General features: G+C 68.9%; 22 protein-coding genes and 1 pseudogene. 18 read left to right on the plus strand and 5 right to left on the minus strand.

All coding sequences use genetic code 11. The annotated features are described in order from the left end of the window. The first annotated feature begins 125 nt into the window (after positions 1–125). The 18 genes and pseudogenes from ffh (at position 126) to E7Y32_RS11955 (ending at position 15,418) form a co-directional block, all read left to right on the plus strand. A complete protein-coding gene (gene ffh / locus E7Y32_RS11870) occupies positions 126–1,736 on the plus strand; it encodes a signal recognition particle protein (RefSeq protein WP_146337289.1) in 1,611 nt (536 codons plus the stop codon). Positions 1,737–1,820: 84 nt separating this feature from the next. Then, positions 1,821–2,570, plus strand: coding sequence for an alpha/beta fold hydrolase (locus E7Y32_RS11875; RefSeq protein ID WP_146337290.1), 750 nt, complete (start codon positions 1,821–1,823; stop codon positions 2,568–2,570). A gap of 127 nt (positions 2,571–2,697) precedes the next feature. After that, positions 2,698–3,573, plus strand: a complete 876-nt coding sequence (locus tag E7Y32_RS11880; RefSeq protein ID WP_146337291.1) for a VOC family protein — start codon at positions 2,698–2,700, stop codon at positions 3,571–3,573. A gap of 489 nt (positions 3,574–4,062) precedes the next feature. Further along, positions 4,063–4,500 (plus strand): hypothetical protein, encoded by a 438-nt coding sequence (locus tag E7Y32_RS11885; RefSeq protein WP_186466981.1) that lies wholly within the window; start codon positions 4,063–4,065, stop codon positions 4,498–4,500. Positions 4,501–4,709: 209 nt separating this feature from the next. Further along, positions 4,710–5,132 carry a 30S ribosomal protein S16 gene (rpsP, locus tag E7Y32_RS11890; RefSeq protein WP_146337293.1) on the plus strand — a complete coding sequence of 141 codons (423 nt, stop codon included), beginning with the start codon at positions 4,710–4,712 and terminating at the stop codon, positions 5,130–5,132. 1 nt (position 5,133) lies between these two features. Next, positions 5,134–5,376 (plus strand): RNA-binding protein, encoded by a 243-nt coding sequence (locus tag E7Y32_RS11895; RefSeq protein ID WP_056426755.1) that lies wholly within the window; start codon positions 5,134–5,136, stop codon positions 5,374–5,376. Between the two features lie 127 nt (positions 5,377–5,503). Next, entirely contained in the window at positions 5,504–6,106 is a 603-nt protein-coding gene (gene rimM / locus E7Y32_RS11900; protein ID WP_146337294.1) for a ribosome maturation factor RimM, read from the plus strand. A gap of 1 nt (position 6,107) precedes the next feature. Then, positions 6,108–6,917: a tRNA (guanosine(37)-N1)-methyltransferase TrmD gene (gene trmD / locus E7Y32_RS11905; RefSeq protein ID WP_146337295.1), complete on the plus strand. Its 810-nt coding sequence runs from the start codon at positions 6,108–6,110 to the stop codon at positions 6,915–6,917. 246 nt (positions 6,918–7,163) lie between these two features. Further along, positions 7,164–7,523, plus strand: coding sequence for a 50S ribosomal protein L19 (gene rplS, locus E7Y32_RS11910; protein WP_146337296.1), 360 nt, complete (start codon positions 7,164–7,166; stop codon positions 7,521–7,523). A gap of 103 nt (positions 7,524–7,626) precedes the next feature. Continuing rightward, positions 7,627–8,303, plus strand: a pseudogene (lepB, locus tag E7Y32_RS11915) (signal peptidase I). A 51-nt stretch (positions 8,304–8,354) separates the two neighbouring features. After that, on the plus strand, positions 8,355–9,224 hold the full coding sequence (gene lepB / locus E7Y32_RS11920; protein WP_261382428.1) for a signal peptidase I: 870 nt from the start codon (positions 8,355–8,357) through the stop codon (positions 9,222–9,224). Positions 9,225–9,231: 7 nt separating this feature from the next. Further along, positions 9,232–9,918 (plus strand): ribonuclease HII, encoded by a 687-nt coding sequence (locus E7Y32_RS11925; RefSeq protein WP_146337298.1) that lies wholly within the window; start codon positions 9,232–9,234, stop codon positions 9,916–9,918. Positions 9,919–9,960: 42 nt separating this feature from the next. Continuing rightward, positions 9,961–10,287: a DUF2469 domain-containing protein gene (locus E7Y32_RS11930; protein ID WP_056426737.1), complete on the plus strand. Its 327-nt coding sequence runs from the start codon at positions 9,961–9,963 to the stop codon at positions 10,285–10,287. A 92-nt stretch (positions 10,288–10,379) separates the two neighbouring features. Next, the gene (locus tag E7Y32_RS11935; RefSeq protein ID WP_146337299.1) at positions 10,380–10,736 is read left to right on the plus strand and encodes a YraN family protein; all 357 of its coding nucleotides are present in this window, start codon (positions 10,380–10,382) and stop codon (positions 10,734–10,736) included. After that, entirely contained in the window at positions 10,737–12,284 is a 1,548-nt protein-coding gene (locus E7Y32_RS11940; RefSeq protein ID WP_146337300.1) for a YifB family Mg chelatase-like AAA ATPase, read from the plus strand. It begins immediately after the preceding gene. Positions 12,285–12,349: 65 nt separating this feature from the next. After that, positions 12,350–13,537 (plus strand): DNA-processing protein DprA, encoded by a 1,188-nt coding sequence (gene dprA / locus E7Y32_RS11945; RefSeq protein ID WP_146337301.1) that lies wholly within the window; start codon positions 12,350–12,352, stop codon positions 13,535–13,537. Positions 13,538–13,670: 133 nt separating this feature from the next. Further along, positions 13,671–14,597 (plus strand): tyrosine recombinase XerC, encoded by a 927-nt coding sequence (locus E7Y32_RS11950; protein ID WP_146337302.1) that lies wholly within the window; start codon positions 13,671–13,673, stop codon positions 14,595–14,597. A 317-nt stretch (positions 14,598–14,914) separates the two neighbouring features. Next, a complete protein-coding gene (locus tag E7Y32_RS11955) occupies positions 14,915–15,418 on the plus strand; it encodes a DUF3145 domain-containing protein (protein WP_136322385.1) in 504 nt (167 codons plus the stop codon). 126 nt (positions 15,419–15,544) lie between these two features. Here the strand turns inward: E7Y32_RS11955 and fabF are convergent, their stop codons facing one another. The 5 genes from fabF to E7Y32_RS11980 form a co-directional block, all read right to left on the minus strand. Next, a complete protein-coding gene (gene fabF, locus E7Y32_RS11960; protein WP_146337303.1) occupies positions 15,545–16,780 on the minus strand; it encodes a beta-ketoacyl-ACP synthase II in 1,236 nt (411 codons plus the stop codon). A 193-nt stretch (positions 16,781–16,973) separates the two neighbouring features. Further along, positions 16,974–17,219 carry an acyl carrier protein gene (locus E7Y32_RS11965; protein ID WP_138769033.1) on the minus strand — a complete coding sequence of 82 codons (246 nt, stop codon included), beginning with the start codon at positions 17,217–17,219 and terminating at the stop codon, positions 16,974–16,976. A 147-nt stretch (positions 17,220–17,366) separates the two neighbouring features. Next, positions 17,367–18,428 (minus strand): beta-ketoacyl-ACP synthase III, encoded by a 1,062-nt coding sequence (locus E7Y32_RS11970; protein ID WP_146337304.1) that lies wholly within the window; start codon positions 18,426–18,428, stop codon positions 17,367–17,369. Then, the gene (locus tag E7Y32_RS11975) at positions 18,425–19,354 is read right to left on the minus strand and encodes an ACP S-malonyltransferase (protein WP_186466982.1); all 930 of its coding nucleotides are present in this window, start codon (positions 19,352–19,354) and stop codon (positions 18,425–18,427) included. Before E7Y32_RS11975 ends, E7Y32_RS11970 begins: the two co-directional genes overlap by 4 nt. An 88-nt stretch (positions 19,355–19,442) precedes the next feature. Beyond that, positions 19,443–20,687 carry a CdaR family transcriptional regulator gene (locus E7Y32_RS11980; RefSeq protein ID WP_146337306.1) on the minus strand — a complete coding sequence of 415 codons (1,245 nt, stop codon included), beginning with the start codon at positions 20,685–20,687 and terminating at the stop codon, positions 19,443–19,445. Positions 20,688–20,708: the final 21 nt, after the last annotated feature.

Raw genomic sequence — 20,708 nt, forward strand, 5'->3', positions numbered from 1 at the left:
CGCGTCTTGGTACCCTAGATAGTCGAGTCCCGTTGTCGAGGCAGTTCGTTCCGGCGAAACAGTCACGACTCTGGTGTGCCGTTCCGGCCGCCAGCTGTAGATCCACTGAAAGAAGTGCACGGCGCGTGTTCAATTCACTCTCTGACCGGTTGACAGCAACCTTCAAGAACCTCCGTGGCAAGGGCCGCCTCACCGAGGCGGACGTTGACGCCACGGTCCGCGAGATCCGGCGTGCCCTGCTGGACGCCGACGTTGCCGTGCCGGTGGTCCGGGAGTTCACCGCCCGCGTGCGTGAGCGTGCCCTCGGCGCAGAGGTCTCCGGGGCGCTGAACCCGAGCCAGCAGATCGTGAAGATCGTCAACGAGGAACTCGTTGAGATCCTCGGCGGCGAAACCCGCCGGATCCGCCTGGCCAAGACCGGGCCCACCATCATCATGCTCGCCGGCCTCCAGGGGGCCGGCAAGACCACCCTCGCCGGCAAGCTCTCCAAGTACCTCAAGGCGCAGGGCCACAGCCCCATGCTGGTGGCCTGCGACCTGCAGCGCCCCAACGCCGTGACGCAGCTGCAGGTGGTCGGCCAGCGCGCAGGCGTCCCCGTCTTCGCCCCGCACCCCGGCGCCACCTCCACCGAGCTGGACCACCCCGCCGGTGACCCGGTCGCCGTCGCCCGGGCCGGCGTCGAGGAAGCCAAGCGCACGCTGCACGACGTCGTGATCGTGGACACCGCCGGCCGCCTCGGCGTCGACGCCGAGATGATGGAGCAGGCGCGCCAGATCCGCCGCGCGATCGTCCCCAACGAAGTGCTCTTTGTGATCGACTCGATGATCGGCCAGGACGCCGTCAACACGGCCATGGCGTTCGATGAGGGTGTCAACTTCACCGGCATCGTGCTCTCCAAGCTCGACGGCGACGCCCGCGGCGGTGCCGCGCTCTCCGTCGCGTCGGTCACCGGCAAGCCGGTGATGTTCGCGTCCACCGGCGAAGGCCTGGACGACTTCGAGCTGTTCCACCCGGACCGGATGGCCTCGCGTATCCTCGACATGGGTGACGTCCTCACCCTGATCGAGCAGGCCGAAAAGTCCTGGGACAAGGACGAAGCGGCCCGGATGGCGAAGAAGTTCGCCGACCAGGAAGACTTCACCCTTGAGGACTTCCTCGCCCAGATGCAGCAGATCCGCAACATGGGCTCGATGAAGAAAATGCTCATGATGATGCCGGGTGCGCAGAACATCCGCCAGCAGCTGGAGCAGTTCGACGAACGCGAGATCGACCGCGTCGAGGCGATCGTCCGGTCCATGACCCCGCACGAGCGTGTCGCCCCGAAGATCATCAACGGCTCGCGCCGCGCCCGCATTGCCCGCGGTTCCGGCGTGCATGTCTCCGAGGTCAACGGCCTGCTGGAACGCTTTGCGCAGGCCCAGAAGATGATGAAGAAGATGGCAGCCGGCGGCGGTATGCCCGGGATGCCGGGGATGCCGGGGATGCCGGGGATGCCCGGGATGGGCGGCGGCGGAGGCGGCGCTCGAAAGGGAGCCAAGTCCGCGCCGAAGAAAAAGGCCCGCTCCGGCAACCCGGCCAAGGCCGCGCAGGAGCTCAAGGATGCCGAGGCACGGCGTGCCGCCGGCGCCAAGGCCGTTCCCACCGGCGCAGCCTTCGGCCAGCAGGGCGGGGACTTCGACCCGTCGCAGCTGAATCTGCCCAAGGGCTTCGACAAATTCCTCGGCGGCAGCAAGTAGTAGAAGCAGGGCTGCCCGCGGCAGTGTGCCGGCAGCCAGTATGTCGCCGGCTCCGATGACGGGGCGGTGTCATAGGCTTAGGACATGTTCAAGCAGCGCGTAGTCTTCGTCCACGGGGCCGGCAGTTTTGGCGCCGCCGCGTGGCCGAAGCAGCATGGCATGGCGCTGACCTACGACGCCCTGTTCCTGCGCCGGCACGGCTTCGACGCCGTCGCCGAGCCGCTCGAGACGGACTTCGCGGCTGACGCCGACATCGTGCTGCGCGCCCTGGCCGACGACGGCCGCGGCGAGGCCGGCGGCCATGTGGTGGCGCATTCGCAGGGGGCCATCGCAGCGATGATGGCCGCCGTCGAACGTCCCGACCTGGTGCGGTCCCTGACCCTGGTGGAACCCGCCTGCTTCTCGCTGACCGCGGAACTGCCGGCGACGGCGGCGCACCGGGCCCTCATGCAACCGCTCTTCGACCTCCGGCACGAGCTCGGCGACGAGGATTTCCACCGCGAGTTCGTGCGCCGGGTGTTTGCCGCCCACGCCCCGGTCCGTGGAACCGTAGGCGCCCCTGCGGCCGAGGACGGGCGGGAACAGCGCCGGCTCCGTTTGCAGGCCCCGCCGTGGGACGCCCCGCTGCAGATTGTCCCGGGCGTCCCCACCCTGGTCCTGACCGGCGGCTGGGAGCCGCTGTACGAGGAAATCGCCGGCTACCTGAGGGAGACCGGGGCCCTGCACCGTACCGCCCCGGGCGGGCACCGGCCGCAGGATTCGAAGGAAGGCGACCGGGCCATCCGCTCGTTCATCGCCGACGTCAACCGCAGCCGGCACGCCCACGCGTCCTGACTCGGGCCTCGAGATCGCCCACGCGGCCAGAATCTCCGTCCACTAGGAATAAATTGAAGCTTCAAGTAATTTAGATCTATGTAGGGTCGCCGAAGGTCGGCGGCCACAGGACCACCGGAGCGTTTCGATGACCGCAGAAGCCAGCATCCAGGATCTCCTTCCTGCCGAACTCACCATGGGCACCGTGATGCTCAAGGTCGGCGACATGAAGGTCATGACCGACTACTACCAGCGCGCCCTCGGCCTCGACGTCGTCGCCGAGCAGGACGGTGGCCTCTACCTCGGGCGGAAGGCGAAGCCGCTGGTCCACCTCGCCCCGGCACCCGGCTTGAACCTGCCCTCCCGCGGCGAGGCCGGCCTGTTCCACACCGCCCTGCTGTTCGAGGACCAGCCTGCCCTCGCGGCCACCGTCGCCTCTGCCGCGCAGTACGAGCCGCAGTCCTTCACCGGCAGCGCCGACCACCTGGTCAGCGAGGCTTTCTACTTCAACGATCCCGAGGGCAACGGCATCGAGCTCTACTGGGACCGGCCCCGCGAAGCCTGGTCCTGGGAGGGGAAGAACGTGGTGATGGACAGCCTGGCCCTCCCGCCGCAGCGCTACCTGGAGCAGCACCTCACCGAGGCGTCGCTGGCCGGACAGCGGCAAGCGGACGCCGGCGTCGGGCACGTCCACCTGCAGGTCGGCGACGTGCAGTCCGCGCACGACTTCTACGTCGGCACCCTCGGCTTCGAGAAGACCGCAGGTTGGCACGGCCAGGCGCTCTTCGTCTCCGCCGGCGGCTACCACCACCACATGGCCATGAACGTCTGGAACAGCCGTGGCGCCGGGCCGCGCCGCGACACGCTGGGCCTCGGCGAGGTGCTGATCGAAGTGCCGTCCGGCGACGACGTCGGAGCGCTGGCGGACCGGCTCAGGACCGCCGGCGTCCAGTCGCACCACACCGGGGCCGAGTTGCGCTTCGAGGACCCGTGGCGCAACCGGATCCGCGTCGCCGTCCGCTAGAGGGTCCGGACATTACTGGACATGCCCGTTGCTGGCTGCGTGCACCGGACATGCCCATCGCTCGGCTCCACCAACGGGTATGTCCATCCTTCGATGGCACGCAGGATGAGCATGTCCATCCTCGAGCCTGCCCCGCTGGACATGACCATCCGGCAACGCTGCGGCTGAGCATGCTCGTCAGGTGCGGGGCTCGTCAGAGGGGCATGTCCGGTCCGCGCACCGAGCATTGGACATAACCTGGCTATGTCCAATGGTTGGCGCCAGCGATGGACATGCCCGTCCTGATGCCCCGGCCCAAAGGGGCATGTCCAATGCTCGGTGCCAGCGATGGGCATGCCCGTCCGCGGGCGGGCGCCAGCGCAGGGCATGTCCGTCCCTGGGTGCCAGCGGAGGGCATGTCCGGTCCGGGCGCTGCAGGGCTGAAGCAGCTAGGCTGAAGTGACGCCAAAACCGCGGCCTGGTGCCGCCACACAGCTAAGGATGAGCTCATTGGGATTTACTGAAATCTTCGTCGCCACCCATGACGCCGCCCTCAAGCGCGCCGCAGCCCTCGACGGCGGCGCCGCTGCCGTCCCCGGCGCCGTCCGGATCCCTGAGATCAGCGACTTCGAAGTCGAACGCCTCGGCGACCTGGCCGGCGCCGCCGTGCACGCCAAGGGCGCCGACTATGAGCTGGCCATGGTGGACGTGGCCAGCGATTCGCTGCTGGGCGTTCCGGCGGCCATGGTCCGGGCACTGGCCGACCTGCTCAGCTACGAGACAGAGGGGGAGGGGGACGTCCTCACCGACGTCGCCGAAAGCTGGGCTGCCGAGGACGATATGCCCTTCGGCGCCGACCAGGCTGCCCGCTACGTCCGGCAGCTCGCCGAACTGGCCGCCGGCGTCGACCCAGCCACGAAGGCCGGACTTTACGTCTGGACCAACTGAGGCCCGGGCCCAACGGCGCCCAAACACCCCGGCCGCAGGTGTCAAGTCGAAATCCGCGCCGTGATCTGGCACAATGAACAGGTACTCGATCTGCGTGGCCCCTCTCTCCGCGTCCGGATCCTGTCCTTTAGAACCCCCTAGTACGGCCCGCCCCACGGGTGCAGAACGCCGGGCTCGACCCCGTTTCAGAAACAGGAGTGACCACAAAAGTGGCCGTAAAGATTCGCCTTAAGCGCTTCGGTAAGATGCGCGCACCGTACTACCGCATCGTCGTCATGGACGCACGCTCCAAGCGTGATGGACGTGCCATCGAAGAGATCGGCAAGTACCACCCGACCGAAGAGCCCTCGTACATCGAGGTCGACACGGACCGTGCCCAGTACTGGCTCAGCGTCGGCGCACAGCCGTCCGAGCAGGTCGCCGCGATCCTGAAGATCACCGGTGACTGGCAGAAGTTCAAGGGTCTCCCGGGCCAGGAGGGCACCTTGAAGACCAAGGCTCCCAAGGAAGCCTTCGTCACCCCGGAAAAGGGTTCCGTGATCATCCCGGAAGCCATCACCAAGAAGGCCAAGAAGGACGACGCAGCCGAGGCACCCGCCGACGCCGAAGCAGAGACCACCGAGGCTGAGTAAATTGCTGGCAGAAGCGCTCGAACACCTGGTCCGCGGGATTGTTGACAGCCCCGAGGACGTCAAGGTCTCTGCGAAGAACAACCGCCGCGGGGATACCCTCGAGGTACGCGTTCATCAGGACGACCTCGGACGGGTGATCGGACGCCAGGGCCGCACCGCACGCGCACTGCGCACCGTGGTGGCGGCACTGGCCGACGGCGAACCGGTCAGGGTCGACGTCGTCGACACCGACCGCCGCCGGTAGCGCAGCAAGCATTACTTGATCTTTAGTCCGGCCCCTTCACCAGCTTATGGTGGAGGGGCCGGACTGTTTTGCGCAGCAAATTCACCAACACCCCCTAGATTTCAAGAGAACCCGAACAGAGGAACAAATGCAGCTTCAGGTGGCACGAATCGGCAAGCCCCACGGCATCCGCGGCGAAGTGACCGTCCAGGTGCTCACGGATGCGCCCGGTGACCGCTTTGTTCCCGGCACGCAGTTCGTGGTGGAACCGGCCTCGGCCGGGCCGCTGACCGTGGAGAGCGCCCGCTGGAACAAGGACATCCTGCTGCTGGCCTTCGAGGAAGTTGAAACCCGCAACGCCGCGGAAGCCCTCCGCGGCGCGAAGCTCTTCATCGAGACCGAGGAACTGGACGAGGACGACGACGAGGGCTGGTACGAGCACGAGCTCGTGGGCTTGGACGTCCGGGTCGGCGACGCCGTGGTCGGCAAGGTGTCCGGGCTGCACACCATGCCCGTCCAGGACCTGCTGGTGGTGACCGACCAGGCCGGCAAGGAAATCCTGATCCCCTTCGTGGAGCAGATTGTCCCCGAGGTCAACGTCGCCGACAAGTACGTCCTCGTCACCCCGCCGGCCGGCCTCTTTGAGGTCAACACCGACGCCGGCGCGACCCCCGACGACGGCGACGATGACCGCGACGCCGGCGCCCGCAACGACGGCGACGCCGAAGCCGGCGCGGAGGACCGCGCCTGAGATGCGGATCGACGTCGTCAGCATCTTCCCCGAGTACCTCGCACCGCTGGAGCTCTCCCTCATCGGGAAGGCACGCCAGGACGGGCTGCTGGAACTGAACGTCCACGACCTCCGTGACTTCACCACGGACCGGCACCGCACCGTGGACGACACCCCGTACGGCGGCGGCGCCGGCATGGTCATGAAGCCGGAGCCCTGGGCCCAGGCCCTGACCGCCGTGGCCGAGGCCGGCCCGAAGGCGCCTGAACCGGGCACCGCCCGCAAGCCCGTGCTGATCGTGCCGTCCCCGGCGGGGGAGCGGTTCAGCCAGGCGATCGCCCACGAACTCGCGGAAGAGGACCAGCTCGTCTTTGCCTGCGGCCGCTACGAGGGCATCGACGAGCGGGTCCTGGAATGGGCCGCGGAGCACTTCACCGTCCGGCCCATGAGCCTGGGCGACTACGTGCTCAACGGCGGCGAGGTGGCCGTGCTGGCCATGGTCGAGGCCGTCGGCCGGCTGCTGCCCGGCGTCGTGGGAAACCCCGAATCCCTGGTGGAGGAGTCCCACTCCGACGGCCTGCTGGAATACCCGGTATTCACCAAACCCTCCAGCTGGCGGGACCGGGAGGTTCCGGCGGTGCTGCTCAGCGGCAACCACGGCAAAATCGCGCAGTGGCGCCGGCACGAACAATACCGGCGCACCGCGGAGCGCCGCCCGGACCTGCTGCAGGCGTTCGACGCCGGGAAGCTGCCCCGCGCGGACCGCACCGCTTTCGGGGAACTCGGGTACGACGTCGTCGACGGCCGGCTGAAGCGCCGCCCCGAGGCCTGAGCCGCCGCCTCCACGGAGGCCAATTCACCAAAACGAACCGGTTTGTGGCAAAATTAGTCCTTGTGCCTGCTGGGTGCGAACCTGCCACAGGGGGAGCGTCACCAACAGCGCGGCACCCCGGCGCCGTCAAGTCCTGACGGGGCCGGAACAACAAAACTTTCGGCGGCAATTTCCGGTGCACTGAATCCGGGCTTGGCCGCCGTGACCCAACGTGAATGACCTGTGGCGTTCACCAGGAGTGGATCAATGCATATCCTCGATTCCGTAGACGCAGCCTCGCTGCGCACCGATGTTCCGGAGTTCCGCGCGGGTGACACCATCAAGGTGCACGTGAACATCATCGAAGGCAAGAACTCCCGCGTCCAGGTCTTCCAGGGCTTCGTCCTGGGCCGCCAGGGTGACGGCGTCCGCGAAACCTTCACCGTCCGCAAGGTCTCCTTCGGCGTCGGCGTGGAGCGTACCTTCCCGGTGCACTCCCCGATCATCGACAAGATCGAACTCGTCTCCAAGGGTGACGTGCGCCGCGCCAAGCTTTACTACATGCGTGCACTGCGCGGTAAGGCTGCGAAGATCAAGGAAAAGCGCGACTTCCAGACCGCCAAGTAAGTCCTCCGGACTTTCACAGCGGATCCACGGAGGGTCCAGGCACGCGCCCGGACCGTCCGCCACTGCGCCGTTCAACTGAGAAAAGCGTTAGAGGACACGGATCATGGAACAGACAAAACGCCGGCCCAGGAAACTGGGCTGGCGTTTTGTGCTTCTGGGCCTGGTGCTCGCCGTGGCCATCAGCGGACTGGTCCGCTCGCTCTGGCTGGACGTTTATTTCATCCCCTCGGCGTCGATGGAGCCGCTGCTCCGCGACGGCGACCGGATCGTGGTGTCCCGTACGGACTTCGCGGCCGAACCGGTGCGCCGCGGCGACGTCGTGGTCTTCGACGGCCGCGGCTCCTTCGCCCCGCTGAACAGCGGCAAGGGCCCGGCCGCGGACTTCCTCGCCGCCGCGGGCCACTGGCTGGGCCTGACCGGCAGCGACACCACCTACGTCAAACGCGTGATCGGACTGCCCGGTGATCACGTGGTGTGCTGTGACGCGGACGGCCGGCTCACAGTGAACGGCCAGCCGGTTGAGGAACCCTATGTGTATGGGGGCGACGCCCCCAGCCAACTGAAGTTCAATGTTCTGGTCCCGGACGGACGGCTCTGGCTGATGGGGGACCACCGCTCAAAGTCGGCCGATTCCCGCAGCCTGTTGGGGGCCCCGGGCGGCGGAATGGTGCCGCTGGACCGTGTCATCGGCCGCCCGGTACAGATCCTCTGGCCGCTTGATAGATTTGCAGCAATATCGCGGCCGCCGAGGCCGCCACAACGATGAAGAACGGACAGTAGATGCCCGAGACCGGACCCCGGACACCTGATCAGGGGAACGACGAGCCCCGGGTGACCTCCTCGCCCATCCCGGGCGCCGACCACCCGACGACGCGGCTCCCGGCCGTGCCGCGGCCCGAGCCCACCCCGCGCCCCGAACACGCCCCGGACCCGGCGCTGCCCGGGCGTGCCGCCAACGTCCCGCAGACGGGCCCCTCGCACGCGGGTCCGTCGTCCGCGCGGGCCCGGCGGGCGAAGGCCCGGGAGGGCCATAGCCCCGCGTTCCTCTGGCTCAAGGAAGTCGCCACCGTGGTGGTGATCGCCGTCGTGCTGTCCTTCCTGATCAAGACCTTCCTGTTCCGGGCTTTCTACATCCCGTCCGAATCGATGATGAACACCCTGGACGTCAACGACCGGATCTTCGTCAACCTGCTGGTGCCCGAGCCGATTGCCATGGAGCGCGGCGACGTCGTCGTTTTCCGGGACACCAAGGGCTGGCTGGTGCCGACCGCGCAGAAACCGGCCGGGCCGCTCACCGGCGTGCAGGACGCGCTGACCTTTGTGGGCCTGCTGCCGGACAACTCCGAACAGCACCTCGTCAAACGCGTCATCGGCCTGCCCGGGGACCACGTCGTCTGCTGCGACGGCAGCGGCCGGATCAGCGTCAACGGTGCCCCGCTGGACGAGAAATATATCAACAGTGCCGAGGTCCCGCAGGTGCGCGACTTCGACGTCGTGGTGCCCGCCGGCAAGGTCTGGGTGATGGGCGACAACCGGAACCACTCCGCAGACTCCCGCGCCCACATGGAAAGCAACGGCGGCTTCATCGACGTGGCGGACATCGAGGGCAAAGCCGCCGTCATCGCCTGGCCGCTGAACCGGATCACGGCCCTCGACAACTACCCGGACGTCTTCCGCAGCGTCCCGGCGGCAGGGAAGTAAGGCAGTCGTGTTCGAAGCGCCCACCCTCGACTACGAGCGCCGGTTCCGCAGCTCCGGCGCCCGGCTGCTCGCGGGGATCGACGAGGTGGGCCGGGGCGCCTTGGCCGGCCCCGTGAGCGTCGGGATCGCCGTCGTAGACCTGCACCAGCAGGCGCTGCTCGCCGATGTGCGGGACAGCAAGCTGCTCAAGGTGGCGGACCGGGAGCGGCTGGAGCCGCTGGTGCGCAGCTGGAGCGTCGCCTCGGCGGTGGGACACGCTTCCGCCGCGGAAATCGACGCGTTCGGCATCATCGCCGCGCTCCGGCTGGCCGGAAACCGCGCCTGGTCCGCGGTGCTGGCCGCCGGCGTGACGCCGGACGTGGTGCTGCTGGACGGCAGCCACAACTGGCTCTCGCCGGTGGCACAGGCCTCTCTGTTCGACCCGGAGCCCGACGACGCCGGCCCGGAGGAGCCCGTGTGCGACGCGCCGGTCCACACCCTCGTCAAGGCGGACATGCAGTGCCTCAGCGTCGCTGCGGCGTCGGTGCTGGCCAAGGTTGAACGTGACCGCCGGATGACCGCCCTGCACACCGAGTACCCGGCCTTCGGCTGGAACGAGAACAAGGGTTACGGCACCGCCGCGCACAAGGATGCGCTCCGCGCCGCCGGCCCCACGCCGTACCACCGGGTGAGCTGGCAGCTGCTCGGCGACTGAGCCGTGGCGCGCGCCCGGCGCCCAATGGTGCAAGATGGAACCATGAGTGCCGAGGACCTTGAAAACTATGAAACCGACATGGAGCTGCAGCTCTACCGCGAATACCGCGACGTCGTCGGGCTGTTCAGCTATGTGGTCGAGACCGAGCGGCGCTTCTACCTGGCCAACCACGTGGACCTGCAGGCCCGCAGCGCCGACGGCGAGGTCTACTTCGACCTGACCCTGCAGGACGCCTGGGTCTGGGACGTTTACCGCTCCGCCCGGTTCGTCAAGAGCGTACGCGTTATCACCTTCAAGGACGTCAACGTTGAGGAACTCCCGCGCAGCGAGGAGCTCGCCCTGCCCAAGGTGGAGGGCTTGGGGAACTGATTCCGGGCCTCCTGGGGTCTGCGGAGCCTGAGTTACCCACATAGCCAAAGTTCTGTCCGCGTCCTGGCCGCCCTGCGTTCCACGCTGGATGCATGAGAGCTAAGGACGTACTGGGCCGGCGCGGTGAGGAACTTGCCGCGGGCTTCCTCGAGGCCCAGGGCATGCGGATCGTGGACCGGAACTGGCGCTGCCCCGAGGGCGAGATCGATATTGTCGCGCTCGACGGCGACGCCCTGGTCATCGCCGAGGTCAAAACCCGCAGATCCCTCGCCTACGGGCACCCCTTCGAGGCCGTGGGCGTGGACAAGCTGGCCCGGCTGCACCGGCTGGCCTCCGCATGGTGCCGGGACCATGAACTGCGCATGCCGCTGCGCCGCGTGGATGTCATCGCCGTGCTCGACGACGGCACCGGCGGCCCGGCCATCGAACACCTCAAGGGCGTGGGGTAGATGGCGCTGGGACGCACGTACTCGGTGGCGCTGGTGGGGCTGAACGGCTACATCGTCGAGGTCGAGGCGGACATCGGCCAGACCCTTCCCGCCTTTGTCATCCTCGGCCTGCCGGATGCCTCGCTCAACGAGGCCAAGGAACGAATCCGCTCCGCGGCCCAGAACTCCGGCATCCCGCTCAGCCGCCGCAAGATTACCGCGAACTTGATCCCGGCGTCGCTGCCCAAGCGCGGCTCCGGTTTCGACCTGTCCATCGCCATGGCGGTGCTGCTCGCCGCCAACGACATCCGGCCCACCGGCCGGCAGGTCTTCCTGGCCGAACTCGGCCTGGACGGACGGCTGCGGCCCGTCCGCGGCATCCTCCCGGCCGTCATGGCGGCCGTCCACGCCGGTTATCCAGACGTGGTGGTGGCCCAGGCCAACGCGGCCGAAGCCGAACTCGTCCCCGGCGCAAGAGTTCGCGGCTACCGGACCCTAGCCCGGCTGGCCCTTGACTTCGGCGCCGACCCGCAGGACCTGGCCCTGGATTTCGAACCGGTCGACGAGGACCCGGCCGACGCCGGCGGGACCTCCGCCGTGCCCCTGGCGCCGGACATGTGCGACGTCTCGGGCCAGGGGGAGGGCCGCCGGGCACTGGAAGTGGCAGCCGCCGGAGCGCACCACGTGCTGCTGACCGGCCCCCCGGGGGCAGGCAAGACCATGCTGGCCGAGCGCCTGCCCGGGCTGCTCCCGGACCTGGGGGACCGGGAGGCCATGGAAGTGACGGCCATCCACTCGCTCAGTTCGCTCACGTCCGCCTCCGTTACGCTGTTGCGCCGGCCCCCGTATGAGAACCCGCACCATACCGCCACGGCCGCAGCCATCATCGGCGGCGGATCCGGACTGCCCCGGCCGGGTGCGGCATCCCGGGCACACCGCGGCGTGCTGTTCCTGGACGAAGCCCCCGAGTACGAGCGCAGGGTCCTTGACGCGCTCCGGCAGCCGCTGGAGAGCGGTGAACTGGTCATCCACCGCTCGGCGGGCACGGCTGCCTACCCGGCGCGCTTCCAACTGGTCCTTGCGGCCAATCCATGCCCCTGCGGCAAAGCCTCCGGCAAGGGGGTGGACTGCACCTGCACCCCGATCATGCGCCGCCGCTACCTCGCCCGGCTCTCCGGGCCGCTGCTGGACCGGGTGGATATCCAGCTGGAGGTCGAACGCGTGGCATTGGCGGACTTCGGCCAGTCCCGCGCCGAAGAGGGAACAGCGGACATCGCCGCCCGGGTTCAAGCCGCCCGGGCGCGCCAGCTGGAGCGGCTGCGTCCGCTGGGGCTGGAAACCAACTCGCAGGTCCCGGGACCGGTGCTGCGCGGTCCGCTGCGCCTGCCCGGACCGACCACGCGGATCCTCGACCACGCGCTGGAACGCGGGACCCTAACGGCCCGGGGCTACGACCGTGTGCTCCGCCTGGCATGGACCCTGACGGACCTCGACGGCCGCGACAGTCCCGAAGCAGACGACATCGGCCAGGCACTCGGCCTCCGTCAGGCCACAGCGGCTGCCGCCTGACCGCACCGCCGGCACAATCTCCAGCCCCTCCCGCAAGGGGAACCTCAGCCTGAAGGGAATGCAGCATGACACAGAACGAACGGACGGCCCGAGCCGCCCTGTCACGGCTCCTGGAACCCCAGGACGCCGCCGGGCTGGCCCTGGTCCGGGTCGCCGGGGCGGAGGACGCCCTGAGGATCGCCACCGGGCAGTTGGCGGCCGGTCTCGACCTGGAGCAGGAGCTGGCCAGGGTGCTGGAAGAGAACGGGGCAGGAGGCGGCTGGACCGGCCTGGGCATGGCCCTGAAACGCTGGGCCCCGCGGGTTCCGGACCTTGCGCCGGCACGAGATCTGGCGACCATGCAGCGGCTCGGCGGCCGCCTGCTCATCCCGGCGGATGACCTGTGGCCCGGCCAGCTCGCCGACCTGGGGCTGCAGGAACCGCTCTGTCTCTGGTGGCGCGGCGTGGAACAGGAACTGCCGGCGGTGCATCAAGCAGTCGCGCTGGTGGGGTCGCGGGACAGCACGTCCTATGGGTCCGCCGTCACCGGTGACCTTGCCTATGCGCTGGCGCAACGCGGCTTCACGATCATCTCCGGCGGCGCGTACGGCATCGACGCCCACGCCCACCGGGCCGCGTTGGCCGGCGCCACGGAAGGCCTGCCGACCATCGCCGTCATGGCCGGGGGCGTGGACCGGTTCTACCCCGCCGGGAACGAGGACCTGCTCCGGACCGTGGCCAACCAGGGCGCTGTGCTGGCCGAGGTGCCGCCGGGCTCGGCGCCCACGCGGTACCGCTTCCTGCAACGCAACAGGCTCATTGCCGCTCTGGCCGCCGTGACGGTAGTGGTGGAAGCGCGGTGGAGATCCGGTGCGCTCAACACAGCCCACCACGCCGAGACCCTGGGCCGGGCCGTCGGGGCGGTCCCCGGGTCGGTCCACAGCGCCAACTCCGCCGGCTGCCACCGTCTGCTTCGCGAAGGCGGCGCGGTGTGCGTCACGGACGCCGCCGAGATCGCGGAACTTGCCTCACCCAGCGGCGACTCCCTGCCTGAACCCGGGTCCGGCCGGGTGGAGGCCCACGACGGACTGACCCTTGAGGACCTGATCCTCCTGGACGCTCTCCCGTTGCGGATTACGAGCACCGTCGAAAAGCTCGCCACGGTCGCCGGGCTGAGCCCCGAGTCGGTCAGGGCAGGACTCGGTCGGCTCGGATTGCTGGGCCTGGCCGAATCACGCCACGGCGGCTGGAAACGTGCCCCCGGGGCCGCGTGATGGCGTTGGGCACGGGACTACCGCCCAGGCGGCGGTGGTGGGCGGTGCATCTCCGCGGCCCAGTCACGGACACTCTCCGCGGCGCGCCGCCGGGCTGCGCCGGCGCCGGACCGATTGCTGGGAGAGTTGGAGGGTGTCAACCCAGCAACTGCCCGCAGCGCTCGCCGCTGCCGCCGACGGATTCGGCCGGTACTTGGAGGCCGAGCGGGGCCGGTCCGCCCATACCGTGCGCGCCTATCTCGCCGACGTCGGAAGCCTGCTGGCGCACGCGGTCTCGGAGGGCGCGGAAGAACTGGCTGATCTCGAACTTGGCACGCTGCGCCGCTGGCTCGGTGCTCAGAGCGAGGCGGGGATGTCCCGCGCCACGCTGGCCCGGCGCGCGGCCACCGCCCGGGCCTTCACCGCCTGGGCCGTCCGCGAGGAACTCATCACGGCCGACCCGGCCCTGCGGCTTAAGGCTCCGAAGCGGGAAATGTCGCTGCCCGGCGTGCTGCAGCAGGGGCAGGTTCAGCGGCTCGTGGCCGGGGCGGAATCCGCTGCGGCCGAGGGCGAACCGATGGCCCTGCGTAACCGCGCCATGCTGGAACTGCTATACGCGACCGGTGTCCGCGTCGGGGAGCTCGCCGGGCTCGACGTCGACGACCTGGACCCGGACCGCCGGACCCTGCGTGTGCTCGGTAAGGGCAACAAGGAGCGTACGGTTCCGTACGGCCTCCCGGCGGCGCTCGCCGTCGACGACTGGCTGCGCCGCGGACGCCCGGCCCTGGCCGCGGCCGAATCCGGCCCGGCGCTGTTCCTCGGCGCGCGCGGCAAGCGGGTGGACCAGCGGCAGGTCCGCAGCGTCGTGAAGGGGCTGCTGGACGGGCTGGGGGACACCTCGGCGACCGGCCCGCACGCCCTGCGGCACTCGGCGGCGACGCATCTGCTCGACGGCGGGGCGGACCTCCGTGCCGTGCAGGAAATCCTCGGCCACAGCAGCCTGGCGACCACCCAGATCTACACCCACGTCTCGGTCGAAAGGCTCCGGCAGAGCTACCAGCAGGCCCACCCCCGCGCCTGAACGCCCCGCCCGGACCCCGCCCCTCCATCCCTCCTCGGGCCAAAAGGGCGCGCCGGAAGCGACGCGCGGAATTGCACTGGCGTAATTAGACGGGGTACGGCAGAATAAGACTCACGCCCGGCAACTTTCAAGTGGTGCTTGAAGCTCTTGAGCATCGTTCCACCACCTGAGGTCCGGACCTATTTTTTGCATGTTGTGGTTTTGAAGAAACTGAATAGTCTGGCAGGGGCAGCACCCCCGCACGCGGATTCACGCAGCAGGCAGGCATCCAGGCAGAGGTCGTTGGGGAAGACGTACCTATAGCTATGGAGGATGGAATGTCTGTTGCACTAACCCGCGGTGTCCTGTTCGTTCACTCGGCCCCGACCGCCCTATGCCCCCACGTTGAGTGGGCCATTGGGTCTGTCGTGGACAAGCGGACGGACCTTGAGTGGACTGCCCAGCCCGCCGCGCCCGGAATGTTCCGGGCCGAGCTGTCGTGGACCGGAACACCGGGCACGGGGGCTCAATTGGCGTCTGCGCTCCGCGGCTGGGCGCACCTGCGCTACGAGGTCACCGAGGAGCCCAGCCAAGGGGTTGACGGTGGCCGCTGGTCGCACACCCCCGAGCTTGGCATCTTCCACGCCGTCACGGACGTGCACGGCAACATCATGGTCTCCGAGGACCGCATCCGCTACGCCTACGAATCCGGCGCCGGTGACCCCTCCGCGGTCTACCACGAGCTCTCCCTTGCCCTCGGCGAGGCCTGGGACGAGGAACTCGAACCCTTCCGGCACGCCGCCGAGGGCGCCCCGGTGCGCTGGCTCCACCAGGTCGGCTAGCCGTACCCGCCGGTCCCGGCGCACAACACTCCATAGCAGCGCCAGATGACAGATGGCGGCAATGTTCACGAGGAACATTGCCGCCATCTGTCATTTCGGCGTCCGGACCAAAAAAGGCCTGAAGCGTTAGACGCTGCGGACGGCGATGACGGCGTTGTGGCCGCCGAACCCGAAGGAGTTGCTCAGCGCCACGATGCTACCGCCGGGCAGGGCCCGCTCGGAGGTGACGACGTCGAGCGGGATCTCGGGATCCTGGTTTTCGAGGTTGATGGTTACCGGGGCCTTGCGCTCGTACACGGCCAGCACGGTGAGCACGGCCTCCACCGCGCCGGAGGCGCCCAGCAGGTGCCCCATCTGCGACTTGGTGGCCGAGACTGCGACGTCGTCGACGTGCTTGCCGAGGGCGGCCTTGAGGGCGGTGTACTCGGGCTTGTCGCCCACCGGGGTGGACGTGGCGTGCGCGTTGACGTGCACCACGTCCTCGGCCTGGATCCGGCCGTCGAACATGGCCGCCTTCAGCGCGCGGGTGGCGCCGAGGCCCTCCGGGTCCGGGGCGGTGATGTGGTACGCGTCGGCGGTCACCGAGGTGCCGGCGAGTTCGGCATAGATCCGGGCGCCGCGGGCGATAGCGTGCTCCTCGGCCTCGAGGACCAGGGCGCCGGCGCCTTCACCCATGACGAAGCCGTCCCGGTCGCGGTCGTAGGGCCGCGAGGCGTGCTCGGGATCGTCGTTGCGGCGGGAGAGCGCCTGCATCGAGGAGAAGGCGGCGATCGGCATCGGGTGGATGGCGGCTTCGGCGCCGCCGCAGACGACGACGTCGGCCTTGCCGGAGCGGATCAGGTCCAGTCCCATGTGTACGGCTTCGGTGCCGGAGGCGCAGGCGGAGACGGGGGTGTGGGCGCCGGCGCGGGCGCCCAGGTCCAGGCTGACCGCGGCTGCGACGCCGTTGGGCATCAGCATCGGCACGGTCATCGGCAGGACGCGGCGCGGGCCCTTTTCGCGCAGGGTGTCCCAGGCGTCCAGGAGCGTCCAGACGCCGCCGATGCCGGTTGCGAAGGCAACGGCGAGGCGGTCGTGGTCGATCTCGGTGATGTTGGCGTCGGCCCAGGCCTCGCGGGCGGCGATGACGCCGAACTGCGTGGACGGGTCCATGCGCTTGGCCTCGACCCTACTCAGGACCTCGAGGGCGGGGGTGGAGGCGCGCGCCGCAAAGTGCACGGGCAGCTCGTACTTGGCTACCCAGTCGTCCTCAAGCGTGTGCGCCCCGGAGACGCCCTTCAGCGCGTTCTTCCACATCGTGGGGACATCGCCGCCAATGGGTGTGGTGGCACCCAGCCCGGTAATGACTACTTTGCGTGCCATGGGATCACTCTCTGTCGGTGCGCCTGCCGTGTCCGGAACCCGTGAGGGGCGGCCGGGGCCTGCGTGGGGAAAACTCGGTGGTCATGCAGTCATGCGAAAACAACATAGGGGTGGTGGCTGGTCCGGGACGCGCAGAGCGCCCCGGACTGGCCACAGCTCCGGCCCGCGGGCCGGAACCAAAGCTCAGGCGGAATTAGGCCTGGGCGCTGGCGATGAAGCTGACGGCGTCGCCGACGGTCTTGAGGTTCTTGACCTCTTCGTCCGGGATGCGCACGCCGAACTTTTCCTCGGCGTTGACGACGATGGTCATCATGGAGATGGAGTCGATGTCCAGGTCCTCGGTGAAGGACTTGTCCATTTCGACAGCCTCGGGGGCCAGGCCGGTCTCTTCGTTGACGATTTCAGCCAGGCCGGCCAGGATTTCTTCGTTGCTAGCCATTGATGGCTCCTTTTCTTGTTGGTGCCGTCCGCTTCCGGTGGTTGTGCCGGGAGATTCTGGCGAAATGATTCAAACCGAGGGATTCGGCTTGGTTCGGGAATCCGTGCTGTCGGGAAATGCGAGCAGCTCGAGAAGTACGGTGGCCGCCTAGGGGAGCACAATCACCTGGGCGCCGAAGACCAGTCCGGCTCCGAAGCCGATCTGCAGGGCGAGCCCGCCGCTCAGCTCAGGGTTTTCCTGCAGCAAGCGGTGGGTTGCGAGGGGGATGGAGGCTGCCGAGGTGTTGCCTGCTTCGGCGATATCCCGGGCGACCTTGACGGTCTCCGGAAGCTTGAGCTTCTTGGCCATCTCGTCGATGATCCGGATGTTGGCCTGGTGCGGGATGAAGGCCGCGAGGTCTTCGGCCTGGATGCCGGCGGCGTCGAGGGCCTGCTGGGCCACCTTGGCCATTTCCCAGACCGCCCAGCGGAACACCGTCTGGCCGTCCTGGCGCAGGGTGGGCCAGAGCGCCGCCTCGGTCACGGCGGCTTCACCCTCGCTGAGGGCGGCGTCGCGCTTGCCGGCCATCGCCAGTTCACGGATGTCCAGCATCGAGTGGGTCATGCCGATGGCGTCCCACTTGCTGCCGTCCGAGCCCCACACGGACGGGCCGATGCCAGCGGTGTCGGAGGGGCCGACGACGACGGCGCCGGCGCCGTCGCCGAGCAGGAAGGAGATGGTGCGCTCGGTGTTGTCGATGACGTCGGAGAGCTTCTCCGCGCCGACCACGAGCACGTACTTGGCCGCGCCGGAGCGGACCAGGGCGTCCGCCTGGGCGATCCCATAGCAGTAGCCTGCGCAGGCCGCGGAGATATCGAACGCCGGTGCCGGGGTGGCACCGAGGCGGTCGGCCAGGCTGGCGGCGGCCGAGGGCGTAGCGTACGGGTGCGTCACGGTGGAGACGATGACGGCGTCGAGCTCGGAGGCGTCGATGCCGGCCTTCTGCAGGGCCTCGCGGGCGGCGCCCTCGGCCATGTCGATCACGCTGACGTCGGCCGGGGCGCGATGCCGGGTGATGATGCCGGTGCGCTGCCGGATCCACTCATCGGAGGAGTCGATCCACTGGCATACGTCCTCGTTGGTGACGATGACGCTGGGCCGGTAGGCGCCGACGCCCATGACCCGGGTGTGTTCCTGCAGCGGAGCCTGCTTCAGAGTAGGAGCGCTCATTGTCCTCCCTCCAGTTCTGCGAATAGGGCCAAGGCGGCGGACAGGTCATCCGGGGTCTTGACGGTAACGGTCTTCACGCCGGGCATGCCGCGTTTGGCCAGACCGGCCAGCGTCCCGGCCGGGGCCAGTTCGATCACGCCGCTCACCCCGCGCTGAACGAGCGTCTCCATGCAGCGGTCCCAGCGGACCGGGCGCGAGACCTGGGCGATCAGGCTGTCGACGGCGGCGCCGCCGTCGGTGACTTCCGCGCCGTCGAAGTTGGACAGCAGGGGCACCTGCGGGTTTCGCGGGTGCAGCGAGGGCCGCAGGGCCTGCAGCGCGGCCACGGCGGGGGACATGTGCGAGGTGTGGAACGCCCCGGCAACCTTGAGCGGGATCACGCGCGCCTTGGCCGGCGGATTCTCGGCGAGGGCCTTGAGCTGCTCCAGCGTGCCGGCTGCGACGGTCTGGCCGGCGCCGTTGACGTTGGCGGGGGTAAGGCCGCAGGCCTCGATTGCGGCCAGCACCTCGGCCGGGTCTCCGCCCACCACGGCGCTCATGCCGGTGGGGGTGGCAGCGGCGGCGGCCGCCATGCCGTTGGCGCGTTCGCGGACGAAGGTCATGGCCTCGGTCTCGGTCAGGACGCCGGCCAGGGCGGAGGCGGTGATCTCGCCGACCGAGTGTCCGGCCAGGATGACCGGGAGGGTGCCGAGTTCGACGTCGAAGAGGGCCTTGGCGGTCACCAGGCCGGCGGCGACGATCAGGGGCTGCGCGACGGCAGTGTCCTTGATCGTTTCCTCGTCGGAGGTGGTGCCGTGGGCGGTGAGGTCGATGCCTGCGATTTCGCTAAGGGAGGCCAGTTGGCCTGCGACGGATGGCAGTTCCAGCCAGGGGGCCAGAAAACCAGGGGTCTGGGAGCCCTGTCCAGGGCAGACGATTGCAAGCACGTATCCAGCTTTCCAAATTGCCGCGTGATTCATCGGTACTCTCATGCACCAAGCTCACTGGGTCAGTTTGTAGGAAGTCTACAACGGGTCAGGAGTTGTTACGGGACGGCTGGCGCTCCGCGGCGGGCCTTGGCGGGGTCGACAGCCGGCCCACCACCAGCGCCGCCTGGAGCACAAAAGCCTCCCGGGGGATCAGCGGATCCCAGCCCGTGACGTCGCAGACGCGCTTTAGCCGGTACCGGACGGTGTTGGCGTGGACGAAGAGTTCCCGGGCCGTGGCCTCGAGTGAATGGCCGAGTTCCAGGTAGGTCCCGAGGGTCTCCACGAGGCCGTTGGACGCCGCGAGCAGGGGCCGGTAGATGTTCTTGACGAGGGAGCGCCGGGCGGCGTCGTCGCCGGAGATCACGCGCTCCGGCAGCAGGTCATCGGCCGCCACGGGGCGCGGAGCGGAGGGCCAGGCCCGCGCCGCGGTCAGCCCGGCGAAGGCGGACTGGGCCGAGCTGCTGGCCTCCAGCAGCGAGCCGGCTTCGGCCCCGTAGACCACCGGCCCGGGCGCGAAGAGTTCGCTCAGTTTCTGGCAGGCCGTTTCGCGGTCCTGCACCCCGCCGAGGATCAGGATCAGCCGGTCGCCCTGGATGCCGACGAGGGCGTCCTCGGCGAAGCGGCCAGCGGTACGTCGGAGTTCGCTGACGTAGCTGGCGCTCGGTTCCGACGGCGAATTGCCCACCATAACGGTGAAGCGTTCCTGGGCTTTCCAGCCCAGCGCGGCGATCCGGGAGCGCAGTGCGTCGGTGTTTTCGCCGCGCAGGATCGCGTCGACAATGAGTGCTTCGAGCCGGGTGTCCCAGGAGCCGCGGGTCTCCGCGGCGCGGGCGTAGACGTCGGCGGCGGCGAAGGCCACCTCGCGGGAGTAGCGCAGCACGGCCTCGCGCAGCGCGGCCTGGTCGGCCTCGGGGGCGATGATCGGCACCTGTTCCTCGACCACCTCGACGACGATGCGGATCAGCTGCAGCGCCTTCTGCAGGCTGATCGAGCGGGTTAGTTCGGTCGGTGCGGTGCCAAAGACGTCGGAGAGGATCCACGAGGGGGAGCTGGGCCGCTCGAACCAGGTGACGAACGCGGCGATCCCGTTTTGCGCGACCATGCCCAGGGCGGAGCGCTCGTCGGAGTTCAGACGGCTGTACCAGGGCAGCGAGGCCTCCAGCTGGCGCAGGGTCGTGGTGGACAGCTGGCCAACGCTGGACCGGAGCTTTTTTAGCGTCTCGGCCTTCTCCGGGGTGAGGGCCCGCACGGACGGCTTGCGTTTTGCGGGGGTGGTGGTGGGCTCTGCCATGCAACGAGCATACGGTGCCGG

Source organism: Arthrobacter sp. UKPF54-2 (assembly GCF_007858535.1).
GTDB lineage: Bacteria > Actinomycetota > Actinomycetes > Actinomycetales > Micrococcaceae > Arthrobacter.

What these genes read in the sequence shown, in the direction of transcription:
- E7Y32_RS11930 (WP_056426737.1), top strand. Translation starts at nt 9,961, where the DNA reads ATGAGTGCCGAGGACCTTGAAAACTATGAAACCGACATGGAGCTGCAG.
- E7Y32_RS11935 (WP_146337299.1), top strand. Translation starts at nt 10,380, where the DNA reads ATGAGAGCTAAGGACGTACTGGGCCGGCGCGGTGAGGAACTTGCCGCG.
- E7Y32_RS11880 (WP_146337291.1), top strand. Translation starts at nt 2,698, where the DNA reads ATGACCGCAGAAGCCAGCATCCAGGATCTCCTTCCTGCCGAACTCACC.
- E7Y32_RS11965 (WP_138769033.1), bottom strand. Translation starts at nt 17,219, where the DNA reads ATGGCTAGCAACGAAGAAATCCTGGCCGGCCTGGCTGAAATCGTCAAC.
- fabF (WP_146337303.1), bottom strand. Translation starts at nt 16,780, where the DNA reads ATGGCACGCAAAGTAGTCATTACCGGGCTGGGTGCCACCACACCCATT.
- E7Y32_RS11875 (WP_146337290.1), top strand. Translation starts at nt 1,821, where the DNA reads ATGTTCAAGCAGCGCGTAGTCTTCGTCCACGGGGCCGGCAGTTTTGGC.
- dprA (WP_146337301.1), top strand. Translation starts at nt 12,350, where the DNA reads ATGACACAGAACGAACGGACGGCCCGAGCCGCCCTGTCACGGCTCCTG.
- E7Y32_RS11955 (WP_136322385.1), top strand. Translation starts at nt 14,915, where the DNA reads ATGTCTGTTGCACTAACCCGCGGTGTCCTGTTCGTTCACTCGGCCCCG.
- E7Y32_RS11940 (WP_146337300.1), top strand. Translation starts at nt 10,737, where the DNA reads ATGGCGCTGGGACGCACGTACTCGGTGGCGCTGGTGGGGCTGAACGGC.
- trmD (WP_146337295.1), top strand. Translation starts at nt 6,108, where the DNA reads ATGCGGATCGACGTCGTCAGCATCTTCCCCGAGTACCTCGCACCGCTG.
- rimM (WP_146337294.1), top strand. Translation starts at nt 5,504, where the DNA reads ATGCAGCTTCAGGTGGCACGAATCGGCAAGCCCCACGGCATCCGCGGC.
- E7Y32_RS11980 (WP_146337306.1), bottom strand. Translation starts at nt 20,687, where the DNA reads ATGGCAGAGCCCACCACCACCCCCGCAAAACGCAAGCCGTCCGTGCGG.
- rplS (WP_146337296.1), top strand. Translation starts at nt 7,164, where the DNA reads ATGCATATCCTCGATTCCGTAGACGCAGCCTCGCTGCGCACCGATGTT.
- E7Y32_RS11970 (WP_146337304.1), bottom strand. Translation starts at nt 18,428, where the DNA reads ATGAGCGCTCCTACTCTGAAGCAGGCTCCGCTGCAGGAACACACCCGG.